At 61.9% G+C, this 15,604-nt stretch carries 17 protein-coding genes; 8 read left to right on the forward strand and 9 right to left on the reverse strand.

Annotation, left to right across the window (positions count from 1 at the left end):
- Window positions 1-8: 8 nt before the first annotated feature.
- Both lptG and lptF read right to left on the reverse strand, forming a co-directional pair.
- Window positions 9-1,094 (reverse strand): LPS export ABC transporter permease LptG, encoded by a 1,086-nt coding sequence (gene lptG, locus GC125_RS09805; RefSeq protein ID WP_151985506.1) that lies wholly within the window; start codon window positions 1,092-1,094, stop codon window positions 9-11.
- Window position 1,095: 1 nt separating this feature from the next.
- Window positions 1,096-2,292 carry an LPS export ABC transporter permease LptF gene (gene lptF, locus GC125_RS09810; RefSeq protein WP_151985507.1) on the reverse strand — a complete coding sequence of 399 codons (1,197 nt, stop codon included), beginning with the start codon at window positions 2,290-2,292 and terminating at the stop codon, window positions 1,096-1,098.
- A gap of 343 nt (window positions 2,293-2,635) precedes the next feature.
- On the opposite strand from lptF, the gene GC125_RS09815 reads away from it, so the two are divergent.
- The 4 genes from GC125_RS09815 (at window position 2,636) to GC125_RS09830 (ending at window position 5,932) form a co-directional block, all read left to right on the forward strand.
- Window positions 2,636-4,126, forward strand: a complete 1,491-nt coding sequence (locus GC125_RS09815; protein WP_151985508.1) for a leucyl aminopeptidase — start codon at window positions 2,636-2,638, stop codon at window positions 4,124-4,126.
- Window positions 4,127-4,133: 7 nt separating this feature from the next.
- Entirely contained in the window at window positions 4,134-4,586 is a 453-nt protein-coding gene (locus GC125_RS09820) for a DNA polymerase III subunit chi (protein WP_151985509.1), read from the forward strand.
- Between the two features lie 30 nt (window positions 4,587-4,616).
- Window positions 4,617-5,606: a magnesium transporter CorA family protein gene (locus GC125_RS09825; protein ID WP_151985510.1), complete on the forward strand. Its 990-nt coding sequence runs from the start codon at window positions 4,617-4,619 to the stop codon at window positions 5,604-5,606.
- A 104-nt stretch (window positions 5,607-5,710) separates the two neighbouring features.
- Window positions 5,711-5,932 (forward strand): hypothetical protein, encoded by a 222-nt coding sequence (locus GC125_RS09830; protein WP_151985511.1) that lies wholly within the window; start codon window positions 5,711-5,713, stop codon window positions 5,930-5,932.
- A 46-nt stretch (window positions 5,933-5,978) separates the two neighbouring features.
- Here GC125_RS09830 and GC125_RS09835 read toward each other — a convergent pair whose 3' ends face one another.
- On the reverse strand, window positions 5,979-7,877 hold the full coding sequence (locus tag GC125_RS09835; RefSeq protein WP_151985512.1) for an ABC-F family ATP-binding cassette domain-containing protein: 1,899 nt from the start codon (window positions 7,875-7,877) through the stop codon (window positions 5,979-5,981).
- Between the two features lie 176 nt (window positions 7,878-8,053).
- Between GC125_RS09835 and GC125_RS09840 the strand changes: the two genes are divergently transcribed.
- Window positions 8,054-8,743: a glutathione S-transferase family protein gene (locus GC125_RS09840; RefSeq protein WP_151985513.1), complete on the forward strand. Its 690-nt coding sequence runs from the start codon at window positions 8,054-8,056 to the stop codon at window positions 8,741-8,743.
- A 108-nt stretch (window positions 8,744-8,851) separates the two neighbouring features.
- On the forward strand, window positions 8,852-9,274 hold the full coding sequence (ndk, locus tag GC125_RS09845) for a nucleoside-diphosphate kinase (protein ID WP_151985514.1): 423 nt from the start codon (window positions 8,852-8,854) through the stop codon (window positions 9,272-9,274).
- A gap of 103 nt (window positions 9,275-9,377) precedes the next feature.
- On the opposite strand, the gene GC125_RS09850 is transcribed toward ndk, so the two are convergent.
- From GC125_RS09850 to pgsA, 4 genes are all read right to left on the reverse strand, one after another.
- A complete protein-coding gene (locus GC125_RS09850; protein WP_151985515.1) occupies window positions 9,378-10,118 on the reverse strand; it encodes a phosphoadenylyl-sulfate reductase in 741 nt (246 codons plus the stop codon).
- A 129-nt stretch (window positions 10,119-10,247) separates the two neighbouring features.
- Complete coding sequence (locus GC125_RS09855; RefSeq protein ID WP_151985516.1) at window positions 10,248-10,727, reverse strand: molybdenum cofactor biosynthesis protein MoaE; 480 nt, start codon at window positions 10,725-10,727, stop codon at window positions 10,248-10,250.
- A 6-nt stretch (window positions 10,728-10,733) separates the two neighbouring features.
- Window positions 10,734-10,991, reverse strand: a complete 258-nt coding sequence (gene moaD, locus GC125_RS09860) for a molybdopterin converting factor subunit 1 (RefSeq protein WP_151985517.1) — start codon at window positions 10,989-10,991, stop codon at window positions 10,734-10,736.
- Window positions 10,988-11,575, reverse strand: coding sequence for a CDP-diacylglycerol--glycerol-3-phosphate 3-phosphatidyltransferase (gene pgsA, locus GC125_RS09865; protein WP_151987761.1), 588 nt, complete (start codon window positions 11,573-11,575; stop codon window positions 10,988-10,990). The genes moaD and pgsA overlap by 4 nt, the downstream gene beginning before the upstream one ends.
- 214 nt (window positions 11,576-11,789) lie before the next feature.
- Here pgsA and GC125_RS09870 point away from each other — a divergent pair, with 214 nt between their 5' ends.
- Entirely contained in the window at window positions 11,790-12,038 is a 249-nt protein-coding gene (locus tag GC125_RS09870) for a hypothetical protein (protein ID WP_151985518.1), read from the forward strand.
- A gap of 124 nt (window positions 12,039-12,162) precedes the next feature.
- Complete coding sequence (locus GC125_RS20000; protein ID WP_199864537.1) at window positions 12,163-12,333, forward strand: hypothetical protein; 171 nt, start codon at window positions 12,163-12,165, stop codon at window positions 12,331-12,333.
- Between the two features lie 20 nt (window positions 12,334-12,353).
- On the opposite strand, the gene uvrC is transcribed toward GC125_RS20000, so the two are convergent.
- Window positions 12,354-14,387 carry an excinuclease ABC subunit UvrC gene (gene uvrC / locus GC125_RS09875; RefSeq protein ID WP_502706093.1) on the reverse strand — a complete coding sequence of 678 codons (2,034 nt, stop codon included), beginning with the start codon at window positions 14,385-14,387 and terminating at the stop codon, window positions 12,354-12,356.
- Between the two features lie 145 nt (window positions 14,388-14,532).
- Entirely contained in the window at window positions 14,533-15,300 is a 768-nt protein-coding gene (locus GC125_RS09880; protein WP_151985519.1) for an SDR family oxidoreductase, read from the reverse strand.
- Window positions 15,301-15,604 lie beyond the last annotated feature (304 nt).

The raw sequence follows: 15,604 nt of genomic DNA on the forward strand, positions 1-15,604 counted from the left end.
GCGAACCACTAACCGTCCTCCTTGTGCAGGAGCACGGTCACTCCGAGGGCAAGCGCCACGAAGACCGGCAGCCATGCTGCAACAAACGCTGGAATTGCCCCTGACTCCCCGAAGGTCCTGACCAAAACAGAGACGACATAAAGCACGAAGCCTGCAACGATGCCACCCAAAATGACGCTCCGTGCCTGGCCGAACCGCGCGAAAGTCAGCGACACTGTCGCGGCGATCACAGCCATTGCGGCAATCAGGAAGGGCCGGGCCAGAAGGATTTGAAATTGCGTGGAAAACTGCGCAGCAGAGAAGCCGAGCGATCGTGCAACTTCGATCTTCTGGGGCAGGGCCCAGATCGACACCGATTCAGGGTCGGTCAGGCGTTCCTGGACATAGGCTGGACGAAGGCTTGTGGGGACATCGATCATGCCGATGTCTTCCGGTTCCGCGCCCGCCCGGAACCGCCGTGCGCCGTCCACGGCCCAATAACCGTCTTCGAGCGCGGCGCTTTCCGCTTCGATGCGCGAGTCAACTGCGCCCTCCGTGTCGAAGAACACCATCGTGACCCCGAACATCACCAGCCCGCCATCGAGTGCGCCGCGGGCGCCGATGATCATCTCCTGGTCGCCGCTCTTCTGGCGCAGCCAGGGAACGATATTGTCGGAGGAGGGCGCCTGGTTGCGGTTGAAGATCACGCTTTCGAGGAACTGCGCCTGCGTGAAGCCGGCCGAAGCAAGCGGATTGAATACGGCGACCGCGAAGACGCCGGCGGTCAGGGCCGCGGCGCAGATCGGCAGCATGAATTGCCAGACCGATACGCCGACAGAACGCGCGATCACCAGCTCGTAGCGCCGGTTCAGCTGAACCAGCACCGTGATCGCCGCGAAAAGGGCCGCAAAGGGCAGTGCCTGCTCGGCGAAGCCTGGGGCACGGTAGATCGACAGAAGCGCGACATCGAAGACCGATATGCCTTCGACATCGGGCACGCGCTCGAGCAGCACCGTCAGGTCGATGATCAGGATCAGCGAGAAGATGCCGAACATGATTGCCGTCAGCGTGACGAGGTAGCGAACATAGAAATAGAGATTGAGCGTGCGGCCCATGTCAGTTCTGACCTCCGCTCTTCACGGAGGCGGCCGTGGCGCGCCGGCTGATGGAAACGACACGGTCACCGACCTGCTCGACGAGGCGCGCGACCGGTCGCGGCAGTGCCGGCTTGATGTCCTTGGCGAGCAGGAACAGCAGCAGTCCGCCGACCGTCAGCGGCAGGATATAGAGCAGCGCGATGCCGAATGCGGATTGGGCCGCGACATCTTCGAGCAGATAGGACGCGAGGAAATAGGTGACGCCGAGGGTGAGCGCCGTGGCGGTCATCGTTCCGTTCACTTCGCGGGAGGTGCGCGCTTCTCCGGCAACAAGCACCCCGATCAGACCCATGATCACGGGAAGCGTCCAGTTCGTCATGCGCTTATGGAGCTCGGCCGAGAACTCCCGCGGATTTTCCTGGAAGCGCGGATTTTCCGGGTCGGGATTGAGGAGGTACGGCGTCGTCTGGTCTTTCGGAAAGACGATGTACGCGCCGGCCGCCGGGGCGAACGCCGAAAGGTCGAACGCATAGGAGGCGAATTGAACGATGGAGACGGCGTCGCTGTCCGAATCGCGCTGGTGCAGTTCGCCGTCGCGCATTAGCAGGAGCTGGCGACCTTCGTTGTCTTCCGCAATCGCCGCCTCGCGCGCGAAATAAGTGAGTTCCTGGTCAGGATCGCGCCGATCCGCGATAAACAGGCCGCCGAACCCGCCGTTGGGCACGCGCTCGGCGATGTGCACCGTCAGGCCGTTGTCGATCGTCTGGAACGTGCCTTCCTGCAAAAGCGACGTCAGAAGGTTCGCGCGCACTTCCTCGATGAAGTTGCGGAACTCTTGGCGCGAATAGGGCGTGACGCCGTTTTCGAGAATGAACGATGTCGCTCCGGCCAGAAGGCCGAGAACGAGAACCGGCATGACGATCAGGCGCTTCGGCCCGCCGGAGGCCTTTATCACCGCCATCTCCGAATCGGCGTTCATCGCCTTGAAGATCTGGACGGTTGCGAGCAGCAGCGCGAAAGGCATGATGAGCGGAATGACCGACGGGATCAGCAGCGTCGCGACATAGAGGAAGCTGATGATCGTGGAGCCGCTATCGGTCGCGACGTTCAGCCGGTTCAGACCCTGAACGATCCATACGATGGCGGTGATCGCAGCCAGGGTTCCGAGGAACGTGGTGGCGATCCGCCGGAAAATGTACCACTCGATCAGCTTCATCGGGCCTGTTTTTCATCACTCTGGTCGTGATGCAAGCCGGCCGGTCGGGAGGCATGAGCATCCGTCAGGCTATAACTCTGCATCGTGCCCCGCCAAGCCCTGCCGATAGTCGCGCTGAATGGCTAAAACTTGGCGAAGAAACAGGGTAAACGAAGTGTGTGCGTTGAGCCGTGGCACGCTTGCGACAGTCGCCAGGATGCTTTTCACGTTTCGTTGAACGGCACGCTGCCCACGCCATATGGGTTTGCGGCGAGAGCTCTTGCAGGTGCCACGCCCTTGCCTTCACGCACGAAAAATCCGACACCTCCGTTCACTGTCTCATTCAAGGGAACACCGTCGCGCCATGACCAGGAAACTCAGCATCGCCTTCGCCAAGTCCGCCAAGTCCAACGAGGGCGTCGCGGTCTTTCTCGCTCCAGCGAAGGATCGGCTTCCGGCTTCGCTCGCTGCGGTGGACCCGGGCGGCGTCGTGGCAAAGGCTGCTGAAATCGCGGAATTCAGCGGCAAATCGCTGAGTGCCGTGGACGTGCTCGCGCCCGTCGGTGCCACGATGAACCGCATCATGGTGCTTGGAACCGGTGAGACGCCGACGCACAACGATTGGACCGATCTCGGGGGCGCGCTGGTCGGTCGCCTGAAGTCGATTCGCAACGTTACCGTCTATCTCGATGTGGATGGCGTGGAGGCCGGCGCGTCTGCCGCGGCCAACCTCGCGCTCGGCATGACACTGCGCAACTACAGCTTCGATGGTTACAAGACCAAGAAGAAGGACGACGAGAACGGCAAGTCGGAAGAAGGCGACGTGTCGGTGACGATCGTCACGGCGGATGCGGCCGCAGCCAAGAAGGCTTACGCCGAATTTTCCGGCACGGGCGAGGGCGTTCTTCTCGCACGCGATCTCGTCAACGAGCCGGCGAACGTGCTGGGACCCGTCGAATTCGCAAAGCGCGCTTCGGAGCTTGAAGCGCTCGGCGTCGACATCGAAATCCTCACCGAAAAAGACATGAAGAAGCTCGGCATGGGCGCCTTCCTCGGCGTCAGCCAGGGTTCGTCGCGCCCGCCGCGCATCGTCATCATGCGCTGGAATGGCGGTGAGAAGAACGCCGCACCGATCGCCTTTATCGGCAAGGGCGTCGTCTTCGATTCGGGCGGCATTTCCATCAAGCCGTCGGCCGGTATGGAGGACATGAAGGGTGACATGGGCGGTGCTGCTGCCGTCACCGGCCTGATGCATGCGCTGGCATCGCGCAAGGCCAAGGCGAACGTCGTCGGCATGATCGGGCTTGTCGAAAACATGCCGGATGCCAACGCCCAGCGCCCCGGCGATATCGTCACGTCCATGTCCGGCCAAACGATCGAAGTCATCAACACCGATGCCGAAGGCCGCCTGATCCTGTGCGACATGCTCTGGTACTGCAACGATCGCTTCAAGCCGGGCTTCATGATCAATCTCGCCACGCTGACCGGCGCAATCCTGGTGGCGCTCGGCAATCTTCACGCCGGCCTGTTCTCCAACGACGACGTTCTGGCAGAGCGCCTTGCAGAAGCCGGTGAGACGACGCGCGAGAAGGTCTGGCGCATGCCGCTCGGCAAGGATTACGACAAGATGATCGATTCGCGCTTTGCCGACATGAAGAACACCGGCGGCCGCTACGCCGGCTCGATCACGGCCGCACAGTTCCTGCAGCGTTTCGTCGGCAAGACACCCTGGGCACACCTCGACATCGCGGGTACGGCCATGAGTTCGCCGCAGACGGAGATCAACCGTTCGTGGGGCTCGGGCTACGGCGTCCGCCTGCTCAATGAACTGGTTCGCGCCCACTACGAAAACTGACCGGGCGATGACTGAGATCCTGTTCTACCACCTGACGGAGTCGCGCCTCGAGCAGGCTTTGCCGCCGCTGCTCGAAAAGAGCCTCGAGCGCGGTTGGCGGGTGGTGGTGCAGGCCTTGGACGACGCCCGTCGCGATGCGCTGGACACCGTTTTGTGGACCTACAGCGACGACAGCTTTCTGCCGCACGGGCTCGATACCGAAGCCCATGCCGATAGGCAGCCGATCGTGCTGACGGCGGGGCAGGCGGAGACCGTGAACGACGCCACCGTGCGCTTCATGGTAGATGGCGCGCCGCCGCCGGATATTTCCGCCTATGAACGTGTGGTCTTCATGTTCGACGGGCACGATGATCGCCAGCTGGAGACGGCGCGCGATCAGTGGCGGCGCCTGAAGGCCGAGGGTCACGCCCTGACATATTGGCAGCAGGGCCCTGGCGGACGTTGGCAGAAGAAAGCCTAAGCCCAGGCGCCAGGATGGTTGGAAGACGACATGATCACGACTTACCGGCTTGTCGAGGGCAAGCTCGAAGCCACGCCGCATGAAAGCGGCGCAGACATCTCCCGGGAGGCATTCGAGGCCGCCGTCTGGATCGACTGCCAGTCTCCGACGCTGGCCGAAGATGTGATCCTGCGCGATGCGACCGGCATCGACATCCCGACGCGTGACGAGATGGACGAAATCGAGACGTCGAGCCGGCTCTACAGCGACGGAACCGCTGCGTACATGACGGCTATGCTGCCTGCCGGCACGGATACCGAAAATCCGGTGACCGTCCCCGTGACCTTCATTCTCGCGCCCCGGCTTCTGGTGACGGTGCGCCACCACGAACCGCGCGCGTTCACGAATTTTGCGCTCCGGGCCCAGAAACTTCCAATGGACGGGCGGGATGCCATCGCCGTTCTGGCCGGCCTTCTCGATGCGGTGATCGACAGGATCGCCGACGTTCTCGAAGTCGTCGGCAAGGACATCGATGCGATTTCGAAGGATATCTTCGCCAATGCGTCCACCGGACCGACCAAGGGGAGGGACTTCCAGTCCATTCTCAAGGCCATCGGCCGCAAGGGCGATCTGCTGTCGATGCTGCGCGACAGCCTTGCGACGCACGACCGCCTGTTCTCGTTTTTTGCCAATATCGCCAACCAGCGCAACTGCAATCGCGATACCAAGGCTGCGATCAAAACCCTCTCTCGCGATGCGACGTCGCTGTCGGACCACGCATCCTATCTTTCGCAGAAGATCATCTTCCTGCTCGATGCGACACTCGGCCTGATCTCGATAGAGCAGAACGCCATCATCAAGATATTTTCCGTTGCGGCGGTGATATTCTTGCCCCCGACTCTGGTTGCTTCAGTATACGGCATGAACTTTGAATTCATGCCTGAGCTGAGCTGGGCCTATGGCTATCCCTATGCATTGGGGTTTATGGTCTTCTCGGCCGTTGTGCCCTATCTATTCTTCAAACGTCGCGGTTGGCTCTGAGCCGTTTACGCTCTGTTGTGTATGTCTTTTCACATATGCAGAACGTGATTTGCGCTGGCCGAGCCATTGCATGCAGTATGCGCCTTTCCCCGAGGAGGTGCGTCATGATTGCTGTAAAGCTTGAGCCGGATCCTGTGACGGAACTTATCGCGGATTACTGTGCAGGAAATCATGCCGGCGGTTGGCCCGTGTCCTTGTCGGAGGGCGTGGCGACCGTTCGCCGGTGGCAGCCCAATCTTGCCTTGACCGATCAGGAGATCAGGACGCGCGTGGCGAATTTCGCCGTCGGTCGCGGCCTGAACGTTCACTTCGATCAGCCGGTCTGAATTCGGAAGTTTTATAAGAATGCGAGCGGGCCGGAAGCGGTCGCTGTCAGTCGACGGCGACCGCTTCTTCATATTGTCCTGACAGGGTCAGCCACTGCTCTTCCGCATCGGCCAGACGCCGTTCGCAATCGGTGCGTTCCTTGCCGAGCGCGGCGATTTTCGCCTTGTTGTCGTAGATCGCAGGGTCCGCAAGTTCAGTGTCGATCGCGAGAATCCGCTTCTGCAGCTTGGCGGTCGTTGCTTCCAACTCGCCGATCTTCTTTTTCAGCGGCGCCATTTCCTTGCGGCGATCGGCTGCAGCCTTACGCTGGTCGGATTTCGAGCGCTGGGCTTCCGCTGCCGCCTCTTCGGCAAGACGCCGTTTGTCGGAGTTCTTCGGAGCGCCGCCGACGATCAGGTTGCGGTAGTCTTCCAGATCGGCGTCATAGGCTTTCACCGAGCCGCCGCCGACGATCCACAGCCGTTCGACTGTCGCTTCGATCAAGTGGCGATCGTGCGCGATCAGAAGCACGGCGCCGTCGAAATCGTTCAGTGCTTCCACGAGTGCCTGGCGGCTGTCGATATCCAGGTGGTTCGTCGGTTCGTCGAGAATGAGCAGGTTCGGCCCGTCGAAGGTCGCAAGCCCCATCAAAAGCCGTGCCTTTTCGCCGCCCGAGAGATCCTTGGCCGGCGTATCCATCTTCTCGGTCACGAGCCCCATCTGGGCGACCCGTGCGCGCACCTTGGCTTCGCCCGCGTTCGGCATGAGGCGCCGGATATGCGCGACGGCGGACTCATCCGGGATCAGGTCATCCAACTGGTGCTGGGCGAAGAAACCGATCTTCAGGCCCGGGGCGACGATCATCTGGCCGTCGTCGAGGCCGAGACGGCTGGAGATCAGCTTGGCGAAGGTCGACTTGCCGTTGCCGTTCGCGCCGAGCAGCGCGATGCGGTCATCGGCATCGATGCGCAGATTGAGATGCCGCAGGATCGGTTGCCCGGGCGTATAGCCGACTGAACCACTCTCGATCGCGATGATCGGCGATGCGACCACCTTTTCCGGCGCGGGGAAGGTGAAACCGTGGACATGTTCCTGGGAAACGGCCGCGATTTCGCCCATGCGCTCCAGCGCCTTGAGGCGCGACTGTGCCTGGCGCGCCTTGGACGCCTTGGCTCGGAAGCGCTCGACGAAGGACTCCATGTGCTTGCGCTTGGCCATCTGCTTCGTGCGCGCTTTTGTCTGCAGCTCTTCCGCCTCGGCCTTCTGGCGCGCGAACTGGTCGTAGCCGCCGCGGTAGAAGGTGAGCTTCTTGTGCTCCAGATGCACGATCGAATTGACGGCCTTGTTCAGGAGGTCGCGATCGTGGCTGATGATGATGACCGTGTGCGGATAGCGCCGCACATACTCCTCGAGCCACAAAGTGCCTTCGAGATCGAGATAGTTGGTTGGCTCGTCGAGGAGCAGGAGGTCCGGCTCGGCGAAGAGCACGGACGCGAGCGCGACACGCATCCGCCAGCCGCCGGAAAAGCTCGATGCCGGACGCTTCTGCGCCTCTTCGTCGAAGCCGAGGCCGGACAGGATGCTGGCCGCGCGAGCTTCGGCCGAATGCGCGTCGATATCGACAAGGCGCGTCTGGATGTCTGCGATGCGATGCGGATCGGTGGCCGTCTCGGCTTCGGCCATCAGGGCGGCGCGTTCCTTGTCGGCCGAAAGCACGATGTCGAGCAGCGCGTCCTCGGTCGCCGGTGCCTCCTGCGCGACGCCGCCGATGCGCGCGCCTTTGGGCACATGCACGAAACCGCTTTCCGACGACATGTCGCCGGTGATCGCCCGGAACAGAGTGGACTTGCCGGTACCGTTGCGCCCGACGAGGCCCGCCTTCGTCCCTGACGGCAAGGTGACGGAGGCATGGTCGATGAGAAGGCGTCCGGCGATACGGAGCGAAAGGTCGCTGATCTGAAGCATGGCGGCTTCTTGGCTGATGGAGGCGTTCTTGGCAAGGAGCGTTCCAGGCGAACGCCGGGGCTTTGGCGGGAAAGAGGGGCATGCGGTGCATCGCATGTTATGGAAGCGATGACGCCGCTGTGCGATAGGCAACCGATTGGCTCGGCTTGGGGCTGGCGCGGACGGAAGGGTGCTGCATGACCATTCAACTTTACGAACTCGTTGGCAGTGACACGGCGCGCCCATTCAGCCCGCATTGCTGGAAGGTGGTCATGGCGCTCGCCCACAAGGGGCTCGAGCGGGAAAGCCAATACGTGCCGTTTACGGAAATCCCGCAGATCGAAGATGGCAGCGGCATCGTTCCGCTCATCCGCGATGGGAATGCGACCGTGTCCGATTCCTTCGCAATCGCCCTGCACCTCGAAAGCGCCTGGCCGGACAGGCCTTCGCTGTTTGGTGGAAAGGGCGGCGAGGCGATGGCCCGTTTCGTCGAAGCCTGGTCGCAGACGCAGGTGCATGCGATCGTCGGCAAGGCGGCCATCATGGACGTGCATGACGCCCTGGCGCCGGATGACCAGGCGTTCTTCCGAAAAAGCCGCGAGGCGCGCTTCGGCATGCCGCTGGAGGAAACGCGGGAGCGCGGCCTGTCGGAACTCGGGCAATTGAACGCAAGGCTGGAGCCGATGCGCGCGATGCTGCGCCACCAGCCGTTCATCGGAGGCGCAAGCCCGCTTTTTTCCGACTACATTCTTTTCGGCGCCTTTCAGTGGGCCCGCATCATCATGCGCGAGCCGCTTTTGAGCCACGACGACCCGGTGTTGGACTGGTTCGAGACCTGTCTCGATCTGCACGATGGGATCGGTCGCTCGGTGCCGGCCGCGGCCTGAGGCTGTAAGCGGCTGCCTCGTCATGTCTTGTGTTCGCAACACTTGGCGGCTATGGAGGCCGCCAAATTCTCCCGACATTCCGTCAAGCAAAAGAACAGGGAAGACCCCATGGCGATCGAACGCACCTTTTCGATGATCAAGCCCGACGCGACCAAGCGCAACCTCACCGGCGCAATCACCAAGATGCTGGAAGACGCTGGCCTGCGCGTCATCGCTTCCAAGCGCGTCTGGATGAGCCTGCGCGAAGCGGAAGGCTTCTATGCCGTCCACAAGGAGCGCCCCTTCTTCGGCGAATTGACCGAATTCATGTCGTCGGGCCCGACGATCGTTCAGGTGCTGGAAGGCGAGAACGCCATCGCGAAGAACCGCGAAGTCATGGGCGCAACCAACCCGAAAGACGCCGCAGAAGGCACCATCCGCAAGGTTCATGCCCTGTCCATCGGCGAGAACTCGGTGCACGGCTCCGACGCGCCTGAGACCGCAGCGGAAGAAATCGCTTACTGGTTCTCCGGCACCGAAATCGTCGGCTGAATCGATTTCTCGGCAGCAGGCGTCAAGCCGCTGTTGTAGCTACGAAAAACCCCGGAACTCAGGTTCCGGGGTTTTTCGATTCCTAGGAGCGGAGTGGTTGCAATCAGGCGGCTGGCAAAGCCGAAGCAGCGCCGGCGACATGCAGGCCACATTCGCGCTGCTCGTCGCGCTCCCACCACCAGCGACCGGCGCGCTCGTCCTCTCCAGGCTTGATCGCGCGCGTGCAGGGCGCGCAGCCGATCGAGGGATAGCCGCGCATGTGGAGTGGATTGATCGGCACCTCGCGTTCCGCAACGCGCAGGCGGATGTCTTCGAGCGACATGTCTGCGAGCGGATTGATCTTCAAGAGCCCGCGCTCGGCATCCCATTCAGCGAAGGGCACGCTGCCGCGAGCAGCCGACTGGCCACGCCGAAGCCCGGTGATCCAGATATCGGCGCCTTCCAAAGCCCGACCCAGCGGCTCCACCTTTCGGATGCCGCAACAGGCGTGGCGTGCTTCGACGCTTTCGTAGAACCCGTTCAGCCCGTAGGTCGCCACGAACTGGTCGACCGCGTTCGGTTCCGGAAGGAAACGCTCGATCGAAATGCCGTAACGCGTTTCGGTCTCGTCGATCAGATCCAGCGTCTCGTCGAAAAGCCGCAGGGTGTCGAGCGTGACGATGCGCGCTGCGGGCAGGGCGCTCACGAGCGCATCCGTCACGACTTGATCCTCGATGCCGAGGCTGGTCGTGAAAACGATCGAGTGGCCGGCTCCTTGCAACCAGGCAAGCCGGTCTTCCAGCGACAGGGTACCGAACAGGCAGGAGATGTCCCCGATCAGGACATTGGCTTCGTCGCGTCGCATGTTAACTCCAGTGCTTCTTCGCGCCGATTTTCTTCACTTATCGACGATCGAAAACGCAAAGACGAGGCAACCCATCCTTCGAGGAACGCTCTTTGAGAAAAAGCCTACGCTTCAAGAGCGGCTGACGGGTCAGCTTTCGCCGCCGGCCTTCTGCCATCGAAGCCGCGCCTCATCGTCGGCGTCGCGCGCGGCCACCCAGTCACCCGACTGGCCGATCGCCGCGTGTTCCTTTTTCCAGAAGGGCGCCGAGGTCTTCAGGTAATCCATCAGGAAATTTGCGCCGTCGAATGCCGCCTGCCGATGGGACGAAGCGGCGACGACAAGCACGATATTGCGGCCGGGAGCGATCTTTCCGCATCGGTGGATTGCGGTGAGTGCGCTTAGTCCGAACCGCGTGATGGCATCCTTGGCGATGCGGCCGATTTCCGCTTCCGCCATGCCGGGGTAATGCTCGAGCTCCAGCGCCGAGAGCCGACCGTTTTCATCGCGGCAGAGGCCCGTGAACGTGACCACCGCTCCGATGTCGGTTCGACCCGATGCCACTGCGTCGATCTCGGCGGCGACGTCGAAATCGTCAGTCTGAACGCGGATGTTCGGCTCGACGGTCATCGCGGGTCATCCGCCTGTCATCGGTGGAAAAAGCGCGATCTCGCGCGCATTGCCGATCGGCTCGCGGTGGTCCGCATGCTCTTGATCGAGCGCGACGCGGATCACATGTGCGTGCTGCAGCGCGGATTCGTACTCTTCGCCCTGCGTCTGCAGATAGGCGAGAAGGTCGCCGACGGTGACGACGCTTTCGGGCAACACGCGCTCTTCCTCGGACTTGCCGATGCGTTCGCGAACCCAGGCAAAATAGATGAGCTTGCGTTTCATGTCTCGGCCACCACGTGCTTCAGGCCAGCTCGGAAATAGTCATAGCCCGTGTAGATCGTGATCAGCGCCGCTGCCCATAGCAGCGCGATTCCCAGCTCCGTCGTATAGGGCAGAACCTTGTCGCCGGCAGGGCCAGCCAGGAGGAAAGCGAGCGCCACCATCTGGATCGTCGTCTTCCACTTGGCGATGCGCGTGACGGGCACGGAAACCTTGAGCGCTGCGAGATATTCGCGCAGTCCCGAGACGAGGATTTCACGGCACAGGATTGTGATCGCCGCCCAGATCGTCCAGCCCGCGATCGTTCCGTCCGCCGCCATCAGCAGCAGCACCGAGGCGACCAGCAGCTTGTCGGCAATCGGATCGAGCATCCGACCGATATTGGAGGATTGGTCCCACAGGCGCGCAAGATAGCCATCGAGCCAGTCGGTGAGGGACGCGATCACGAAGATCACAAGCGCCGACCACCTGGCGAAATCCGAGCCGTGCAGCCGTCCCTCGACAAAAAAGCATAAGACGATCAGCGGCACCGCCAGGATGCGACCGTAAGTCAGGAGATTTGGGATGTTGTAGACCGGCGAGGCCATGGTCACCTTCAGTTTCAAAGTGGTGCCAGATGAACGGTCGATAGCCATGGCGTCAACCTTCAATTTGCCCGAACCGGCCCGCGTCTTCCTCAGCCATCGCAAAGCTGCGCAACGGACTGATGAATCATCCGTGACCGAGTAGGCTGCATTTCAAGCAATTGTTTCGCCGATTTCTAAAGAAGAACCCGCTAAATGCCTGGGCGATCGATCAGACATGGAGAATTGTAATGATCGGAGCTCTTCTCGGCTACAGGCAGCCAACGGCTTCATCGTCGCAGCAATCATCCCCACCTTCGCAATCCGCCAACGCCCCGACGCAAACATCGGGCTCCTGCGCGCCCCCGACGGCAAGCGGCGGTGGTTCGGCACATGCGTCATCATCGACAACCGCAAGCGCATCCACGACGCCGGGTCCCACGGCATCGACCGGCACCGCAGCCGCTGTTTCGTCGACGTCGTCTAGCCGGCAGCTGGAAAGCACGTCCTCCGCGTCGCCAAGGGCTCCAGGGCAGGCGGCTGCCCGCGCTTCCGGTGCGGTCGTCGAGCGCAGCTTTACGAAGCTTGAGCCGCTTTCGACCGAGCAGAACGTGCGAGATCCACGCGCGGCGGCGCTTGCCGTGCTCGAAGCGATGCGGCTCGACAGCATGATCGGAGGCCTCGGCCAGGCAGGCAACTCCGAGTCCGAAGCAAAGAACGACGGTTTCGAGGCGCTCGTCGCCAAGCAGAGCGAGATCGCGCGGCGCTACGCCGAGTTCTGATCTTTGCAATGCTTCCGGCGCTAATGGGCGCCGGAAGCATCTGGATGAAAGTGATTGTAGATCAGGATCGCCATCGCTTCCGAAATTCCGTCCACTGCGCGCAGATCGGTGAGCGCAGCGCGCGAAACGGCCTTGGCCGTGCCGAAATGATGAAGCAGCGCACGCTTGCGCGCAGGACCGATGCCGCCGATCTCGTCGAGCGGGTTTCTCACCATCTCCTTCTTGCGCCGCTGGCGATGCGAGCCGATGGCGAACCGGTGCGCCTCGTCGCGCAATCGCTGCAGGAAATAAAGGACGGGATCTCGCGGCGGCAGGGTGAAGGGCTGCTTGCCCTGCATGAAGAAGCGCTCGCGCCCGGCCTCCCTGTCCATGCCCTTGGCAACGCCGATCGCCGTCACCTTGTCCCTGATGCCGAGTGATTCCAGGATTTCCCGCACTGCCGTCATCTGTCCCTGACCGCCATCGATCAGGATCAGGTCGGGCCAGGCGGGCAGCGGTGCATCGCCATCGTCCTCACCCTGCGGCTGGTCCGCGGCTGCGTCCAGAGGATGTTCCTTGATCAACCGCGAGAAACGTCGCTCCATCACTTCCCGCATCATGCCGAAGTCGTCGCCCGGAGTGATGTCGGTCGAGCGGATGTTGAACTTGCGGTAGTGGTTCTTCGCAAAGCCCTCGGGACCGGCGACGATCATCGCTCCGACGGCATTGGTGCCCATGATGTGGGAGTTGTCGTAGACCTCCACCCGACGCGGCTTGCGATCGAGGCCGAACGTCTCCTGAAGCCCTTGCAGCAACCGGGCCTGCGAGGCTGTTTCCGCAATCTGCCGGCCATGGGCCTCGCGCGCATTGCTCAGCGCATGGTCGACGAGTTCCTTCTTCTCACCGCGCTGCGGCACCGAAATCGTGATCTTGCGCTCGCCCTTGAGAGACAGCGCCTCGGCGATCAGGGATTGTTCCTCGACCTCTTCGGACAACAGGATCTGTTTCGGAATCGGCTTGTCGTCGTAGAACTGCGATAAAAACGCCCCGAGGATCTCGCCGGCGGAAAGCTGCGGGTCGGCCTTCGGAAAATAGGCCCGGTTTCCCCAGTTCTGGCCGGTGCGGAAGAAAAACACCTGGATACAGGCGAGCCCGCCCGCCAGATGAATGGCAAAGACATCCGCTTCGTCGACGGAGCGGGGGTTGATGCCCTGGTGGCTTTGCACGTGGCTGAGCGCCGACAATCGGTCGCGGAACACCGCAGCGCGCTCGAAATCGAGATCTTCCGACGCCTGCTGCATGGCCTGCGAAATGTGCGACTTCACCTTCTGGCTTTTGCCGGACAGGAAATCCTCCGCTTCCTGCACGAGCTCGGCGTAGTCCGGCAGGCTGATTTCCCCCGTGCACGGGCCCGAGCATCGCTTGATCTGGTAGAGCAGGCATGGCCGCGTGCGGCCCTCATAGACGGAGTCCGTGCAGGTTCGCAGCAGGAATGCCCGCTGTAACGCATTGATGGTACGGCCGACAGCGCCCGCCGATGCGAACGGTCCGAAATAAGCGCCTTTGCGCGCACGCGCGCCGCGATGCTTGAAAATGGCCGGCGCCTGATGATCGCCGGTGACCAGAATATAGGGAAACGATTTGTCGTCCCGCAGCAACACATTGAAACGCGGCCGCAAGCGCTTGATCAGATTCGCTTCCAGCAGAAGCGCTTCCGTCTCCGTGCGGGTGGTGACGAATTCCATATGCGCGGTTTCGCGCACCATGCGAGCAATGCGATTGGAATGAACGCGGCCCTGTGCATAGTTCGCGACGCGCTTCTTCAGGCTCCGCGCCTTGCCTACATAGAGCACGTCGCCCTTGGCGTTGAACATCCGGTAAACGCCGGGCCCGTTCGGCAGCCGCTTGACGAATGCCTGGATGACATCCGGCCCCTGCAGGCCGGGCTCAGGCTTCGTCAGTGCCTCCCAATCGATCGCCGGGCCACTTTCCTGCGCGATCGGTTCGACATCGTCGGTCTCCGCATCATTGTCCTCGTCGGGCAGCGCGTCCGGCGAGATATCCGCGTCCGCGATGGTCGAGAAATCGAGCGCGTCCACGTCGATACCGATGTCTTCCGCGGGCATGCGTGGTGACAATCCTCGCGCAGCCTTGCGTTTGAACAGGTTGCGGGGCGCAGGCTTCTTGGATGTCTCCTCGGTCACGATGGCACTCTGTCTGTTATTCCTTGGCGTTCACGACGTCCGGTGTTTCCCATGCGAGATGCTGGCCGCCATCGAGCGCGATCATCTGGCCGGTAATGGCCGGTGTGTCGAACAGATAGCGGATTGTGCGACCGAAATCAGGCAGATCCGGGCCGTATCCCAAGGGAACGCTGCTTGCCTGGGCAGCAAAATCCGCTGCGTTCTGCCTTTCGTTGGCAAGCGTCGGGCCAGGACCAATGGCGTTGACGCGAATTCGCTTGTCGGCAAAAGCCTGCGCCATGGTCTGCGTCGCCGTCCAAAGCGCCGACTTGGACAGCGTGTATGAAAAGAACCGTGGTGTCAGTGCCCACACGCGCTGGTCGATGATATTGACGATGAGACCGCCGCGGCCTTGCGCTCCGTTGGCGAAAGCCGCCGAGATCGCCAGCGGCGCTTTGACGTGCACGGTAAAGTGGCGATCGAAAACGGCTTCGTCGAACCTGTCCGCCCCGTCGGCGATGAAGACAGAGGCATTGTTGACGATGACGCCGATCGGTCCGATGGCGGCTTCCGCATTGGCGAGAAGTTCTGCCGCTGCGAGAGCGGTTTCGAGATCTGCCGTGACGGCGGCAGCCACTGCCCCATTCTGCCTCAATGTGGCGGCGAGCGTTTCAGCTTCGTCGGCGTTTCGGTTGGCGTGAATCGCCACGGCAAAGCCCGCTTCGGCCAAATCGGTTGCGATCGCACGTCCGATCCGTCGTGCGGCGCCCGTCACCAGCGCGGCTTTGGGAGGAATGACTGTCATGAAGCTCTCGAAGACCCCGCGCGGAGCCCTGCATTACAAGGAGTTCCCGCAAATTATGTGATTATGTTGCAACAGTGCGGATATAGAAATCTGCGGTCAGGAACAAAGGGGTCTCGAACGCTTTTTACCGGCAGTCGCATGAGTGTGGAAAGTCCAGACGACCGTTTCTGTTGCATAATTGCAGCACCGCAAGGTGATCGGAGGCCGGCCACTGAATCTCCACATTCCGGCTCAGACGCCGCCGCAATCTAGGGTCACTTAGGCCCTGCTAGGGCGGGGCAAGAACGATAAACGTCCACCCGTT

This window comes from Rhizobium sp. EC-SD404 (assembly GCF_902498825.1).
GTDB lineage: Bacteria > Pseudomonadota > Alphaproteobacteria > Rhizobiales > Rhizobiaceae > Georhizobium.